This is a genomic window from uncultured Caballeronia sp., from assembly GCF_964243625.1.
GTDB lineage: Bacteria > Pseudomonadota > Gammaproteobacteria > Burkholderiales > Burkholderiaceae > Caballeronia.
On the sequence record NZ_CAXTGZ010000431.1, the window covers coordinates 1 to 5,278 of the forward strand.

Genomic DNA, 5,278 nt, shown 5'->3' on the forward strand with positions numbered 1-5,278 from the left:
CGGCATGTTGATCGGCGCATTCACAGCCGGACTTCTGGGCGACGCCTACGGCCGGAAGTTCACCTATCAGTTCAACCTGGCGATCTTCGGTATTGCATCCATCGCGGGATCGCTTGCGCCAAGCATGAACTGGCTGATCGCCTGCCGCTTTTTCATGGGTCTCGGATTGGGGGCGGAAATCGTTGTCGGCTATGGCTCGATAGGCGAATTCATTCCGCCGGCGGTGCGGGGAAAGTGGTCGGCGTATTTGTCGTTGATTACGAACTCCGCGCTGTTTTTCTCGACCTATATAGGCTATCTGATCATTCCTACGATCGGCTGGCGGGCGATGTTCGCAGTTGTCGGCGTCGGCGCGCTCGGTGTCTGGGTGCTGCGCAAGAAGATGCCGGAGTCGCCGCGCTGGCTCGAATCCAAGGGACGCTTCGAGGAAGCTGAAGCCATTCTGGCGGGCATTGAGGCGGAGACTGCGCAAGGACGCGCGTTACCCGCGATCGTGGAACCGGCGGCTGCTCCGATCAAGGCAACGTCGCTCGGCAGTCTGTTCCGGCCGCCGTTGTTGCGCCGGACGCTGCTCGCGGTGGTGATCCAGATCGCGATCAACGTGGTGATCTACGGTTTTATCGTGTGGGTGCCCACCTTTCTGATCAAGCAGGGACACGGCATGGCGTCGTCTCTTGGCTATTCGTCGCTGATGGCGCTGGGCGGACCGGCGGGCGCGCTTGTGGGCGTGCTGATAGCGGACCGCGTCGGCCGCAAGAACGGACTCATCGGCGTTGGAATCCTTGCCGCCATCGTTGGGTGGCTGTACGGCAATTCCACCAGCGTGGAAATGGCGACGCTGCTCGGCTTTCTGCTCTTCACGATGACTTACCTGATGGTCGCGCTTGGCGTCGCGACATACATTCCTGAACTGTTCGCCACCGAGAACCGGATGCGAGGCAATGGCATCGCCGGATCGGCCGGCCGCTTGTCGGGCATCGTCGCTCCGCAGATCGTCGTACTCATGTATGCCACTGGCGGCATCAAGGACGTGCTGTCGGTCATTATCGGCGCATTGGTCCTGATGGTCGCCGTACTGGCCGTCTTCGGTGTCGAGACTAACCGCCGCTCGCTCGAAGAAATCGCGGTGGTCCCGGGCGATCCGTCGTTGCATCGCCCAGCCACGGACATTCCCAGCGAGCGGGTTCATTGACTGGTTTCGCTAATTTTTTTCTGTTCACTCATTTCAGAAGGTAATCGACATGACTGCTAATTCCCGTAGAAAAGCGCTTAAAGCACGACTCAATTCCGGCGAGATCGTTGTTGCGCCCGGCATCTTCGACATGATCTCGGTGCGTCTCGCGGACACGATGAACTTCGATTGCCTGTACATGACAGGCTTCGGTACGGTTGCGTCTTATCTTGGCGAGCCGGACGCAGGGATTGCCACATACACCGACATGATCAATCGCGTCACGGCGTTTTGCGCGGCTGCCACGACCCCGCTTGTCTGCGACGCGGATACCGGCTACGGCGGACTGCTCAACATGGCGCATACGATTCGTGGCTACGAACGCGCAGGCGCGGCCGGCATCCAGATAGAGGACCAGGAGTTTCCAAAGAAATGCGGGCACACGCCTGGGCGCCGCGTGATTCCGACAGCCGACATGGTGAAGAAGATCCAGGTCGCGAGCGACGCGCGGGAGGACAAGGACTTCCAGATCATCGCGAGAACAGATGCACGGACAACGCTTGGCCTGGATGAAGCATTGCGCCGTGGCGAAGCCTACGCAAAAGCAGGTGCGGACGTCGTATTCATCGAGTCGCCGGAGACCGTGGAGGAACTCGAAACGATCGGCAAGTCGTTCGATATGCCCTTGCTGGTGAACGTGGTGGAGGGCGGCAGGACACCGCAACTGACGCCGGCGGAGTTGCAGGAACTCGGTTTTTCGATTGCGATTTATCCGTCGGCGGGATTCTTGAGCGTCGCTCGCGCGCTCGAAAATGTATATGGCGAAATAAAAGCGCTCAAGGGAACCACTGGCGCGGAGGCCAACATGATGCCGTTCAAAGCCATGTGCGAACTGATGGGCTTTCAGGCGGTCTGGGACTTCGACAAGGCCCATGCCGAGTGATTGAAATTGAAGAGAACAGGGCGATGAAAGGGATGGAGTCGCCTGTCATCCAGCGCCGAATGGATCGCGGGAATTCGGCGCTGGCCTGAAGTAGAAAGTGAAGGGCACGCGCGACAAGACACCACCCACGCAGTAGTCAATCGATAAACTGCGTGCGCAAAGCGTCCCAATCGTCTGCACCCATGCGTCGAAATCGCTCGCGCGCGCTGAGCGCCGTCGACGAAGCCGGCGGCACACCCGTTTCGCGCAGATCCTTGAGCGTGCTTTCGCACGTCTGCATCACACTTGCGAGCAACACGCTCGGCAGAATTGCGAGCGTATAACCCAGTTTCTGCACATCGCGCAGCGCCATGTCGGGGCTCTTGCCACCACGCACGATATTGAAAAGGCACGGTCCATTGACGCGCTTCGGCACGGCCGCGATTTGTTCCAGATCGCTCGGCGCCTCGACAAACGCGATATCGGCGCCCGCTGCGAGCGCTGAGTTGGCCCGTGCGATGGCCTCATCGAAACCAAGCACGCCGTTGGCGTCGGTGCGCGCAATGATCGTGAAATCGGGATCGTGCCGCGCCGCAAGCGCGGCACGAATCTTTGCGACGAACTCCGCCGTCGAGATCAGTTCCTTGCCGTCCAGATGGCCGCAGCGCTTGGGCGCGACCTGATCTTCAATATGAATCGCCGACACGCCCGCCTGTTCGTAAGCGCGCACGGTGCGCGTGACATTGAGTTCGTTCCCGTAGCCCGTGTCGGCGTCCGCGATGAGCGGCAGCGTCGTGCATGCGACGATGCGTGCTGCATTGGCGACCATCTCGGTCATCGTCAGGAGGCCGTAGTCCGGCAGGCCGAACGACGCTGACGTACCCGCGCCGGTCATGTAGAGGGCTGAGAAACCCGCTTGCTCGGCGAGTCGTGCGGTCAGGCCATCATAAACGCCGGGTGCGACGGTCAATTGACCGCTTTCGAGCAGCTGACGCAGGCGCTTCGAGCGTGAGGAGGCAACGGGGTCCGACATGCGCATCTCCTTCAGGGTGATTTCAGACCGCCAGGCGTTGTGCTTGCAGCAAAACGGCTTCCGCTTTCGCGGCGTAAGGGGCATCGATCATGATGCCATCGACAACGATCGCGCCTCGACCCAGCGCGCCGGCTTTCCGCCACGCCTCCACTACCTTGCGCGAAAAAGCGATTTCGGTCCCGCTTGGCATGAATGCCTCATTGGCTGCCGCGATCTGCGTTGGATGAATGCAGCTCTTGCCGCGAAAGCCGAGGGCTTTTGCGCGCATGGCTTCTTCGCGAAAGCCTGTTTGATCGGCGATATCCGGAAATGCGCCGTCAAAGGCGGCGATACCGGCTTCGCCCGCCGCGAACCGCACTGCAAGTTGCACGTGTTCGAGCGCGCCCGCGTGCTTGCGCCCGATGTCCAGCGGCTCGAAAAGATCGCCATACCCGATTTGCAAGCCCATGACACGCGGACTCGCCAAAGCAATGTCGGCGGCGAAACGCAAGCCGCGAGGCGACTCGACGTTCGCCAGGATCTTCAACGGCCGGCGATGAGCGCGTTGTTTTTCCAGTTCGCCGAGTGCGCCGGCAAGCGTGGCGATATCGTTGGCCGACTCGGCCTTCGGCAGATTGACGATATCGAAATCGAGGCCAACGAGCGCGTCGAGATCGGCGGCGAAATGCACAGAACCTAGCGGATTGATTCGGATGACGATCACCTTCCCATGATCGCGGTCGAGATCGCGAACGAAGCGGGCTACGTCACCACGTGCATGTGCTTTCATCGTCTCTGGAACCGCGTCCTCCAGATCGATCGAGATTGCGTCGGCACTGCTGGCAAAGGCTTTCTGGAACAATTCGGGGCGCGCGCCCGGTACGAAGAGCTTGCTTCTCATGGGCGGATGGCTCACGTCAGTCGACCATCCGGCCCGCATTGCCTTCGAGCAGCAAGCGGTTATGGTGCGAGGGCATTTCGCTGAACGGCTTGCGATATTGCGACCACAAGCGCAAGTCCTCTGCCTTGTGGAAGACCTGCGAGTCAGGCATTGCAGGCCATGAAGCCGCGGTGAGCCACAGGCGCATCAGATGCCGCCGGTCCTCGAGCGCCTTTGCGTCCTGATAGTCGGTGCGGCCATGCACCATCACGCGGTTATTGAGGAACTGGATGTCGCCATCGCGAAAGCCCATGTCGAGATAGAACTCCGGCGATGCCGAAATCTTCCGGACCTGATACAGCGCCTCCGATTCAAGCGCCGAGTACGGACGTTCACCGCTTTTCTCGGCGAGGCGCGCATATCCCGTCGGCAAATAACAGATGGTCTGTGGGCCTTCGCCTGTAAAGAACGGCACCTTGAATTCGCTGAACGTGCGCGTGGCACGGCGGCCGTCTTCGTCGGTACGCTTGAGGAACAGTCCATCGCGCAACACCTCCAGCAGATCCGGCCGGTGTTCAAGCATGTGATTGTGCACGGCAACGGCACTCGAGATGCGGCTTTCGCCGCCGGAAATCGCCGTGCGCAAGCACATCAGGCCAATGATGTCGCAGGAGTCCGTGTGCATCAATTGACCGCCGCCCTTGCGATAACCGCGTGATTTCGGCTCGTAGTCGCTGACATCCATGACGTGCCCGAGCAGATCGCCAAGATACGACTGCGTGACCGGGCGGCTGATATACGAGCCGAGACCAACGTAGATCTGCGCCATGTCGTCGTCGGAATATTTGTCGCGAGGCAGTCCCCGCAGCATCAGGAAGCCGCGACCATTGGCAAGGAAATGCGGCAGGTCGCGCATCAACTGGCCGACGCCATCCAGTGGAAACGTCTCTGGCGTGATGTCCGGAAAGTCGATGTTACCCAGCGCCTGCAGGTGGCGCAGCGCATGGTCGATCTCGGCAAGCTCGCTGGCGCTGAGCAGATGCAAACCTTCTTTGGTCCAGTCGAGGTCGGGACCTTTCCAGACTGCGGGGCTATCGATTGCTGATTCGATGGTACTCATTCACTGTCTCCAGTTGGAAATTGATTCAGGCGACCGGCGCAATCACCGCGTGCTCGCGGTCCGTTTCCACGATCACACCGTCGGTAACGAGCTTCCGATACGCAGCGTCGCCGAGAAGCGGGGCGAGGATTTCACCGCTATGCTCCCCCTTGAGCGGCGCCGGAAAGCGAAAG

Annotated in this window: 5 protein-coding genes; 2 read left to right on the forward strand and 3 right to left on the reverse strand. The window is 60.4% G+C overall.

The features are described 5' to 3' along the window. Together ACFFAR_RS23805 and ACFFAR_RS23810 are read left to right on the forward strand one after the other, a co-directional pair. Positions 1–1,192, forward strand: a 1,192-nt coding sequence (locus tag ACFFAR_RS23805) for an MFS transporter (RefSeq protein ID WP_174363152.1), incomplete at its 5' end; no start/stop codon positions are given. Positions 1,193–1,241: 49 nt separating this feature from the next. Beyond that, on the forward strand, positions 1,242–2,114 hold the full coding sequence (locus tag ACFFAR_RS23810) for an oxaloacetate decarboxylase (RefSeq protein WP_174363151.1): 873 nt from the start codon (positions 1,242–1,244) through the stop codon (positions 2,112–2,114). Positions 2,115–2,250: 136 nt separating this feature from the next. Here ACFFAR_RS23810 and ACFFAR_RS23815 read toward each other — a convergent pair whose 3' ends face one another. Genes ACFFAR_RS23815 through ACFFAR_RS23825 form a run of 3 tightly spaced genes read right to left on the reverse strand, consistent with a single transcriptional unit; the run spans position 2,251 to position 5,105 of the window. Next, a complete protein-coding gene (locus tag ACFFAR_RS23815) occupies positions 2,251–3,126 on the reverse strand; it encodes an isocitrate lyase/phosphoenolpyruvate mutase family protein (protein WP_174363150.1) in 876 nt (291 codons plus the stop codon). 22 nt (positions 3,127–3,148) lie between these two features. After that, entirely contained in the window at positions 3,149–4,006 is an 858-nt protein-coding gene (locus ACFFAR_RS23820; protein ID WP_174363149.1) for an aldolase/citrate lyase family protein, read from the reverse strand. Positions 4,007–4,022: 16 nt separating this feature from the next. Beyond that, positions 4,023–5,105, reverse strand: a complete 1,083-nt coding sequence (locus ACFFAR_RS23825; protein ID WP_061999312.1) for a TauD/TfdA family dioxygenase — start codon at positions 5,103–5,105, stop codon at positions 4,023–4,025. Positions 5,106–5,278 lie beyond the last annotated feature (173 nt).

Excerpts from the sequence above, each read along its gene's own strand:
- ACFFAR_RS23815 (WP_174363150.1), bottom strand. The coding sequence starts at position 3,126 with ATGTCGGACCCCGTTGCCTCCTCACGCTCGAAGCGCCTGCGTCAGCTG.
- ACFFAR_RS23810 (WP_174363151.1), top strand. The coding sequence starts at position 1,242 with ATGACTGCTAATTCCCGTAGAAAAGCGCTTAAAGCACGACTCAATTCC.
- ACFFAR_RS23820 (WP_174363149.1), bottom strand. The coding sequence starts at position 4,006 with ATGAGAAGCAAGCTCTTCGTACCGGGCGCGCGCCCCGAATTGTTCCAG.
- ACFFAR_RS23825 (WP_061999312.1), bottom strand. The coding sequence starts at position 5,105 with ATGAGTACCATCGAATCAGCAATCGATAGCCCCGCAGTCTGGAAAGGT.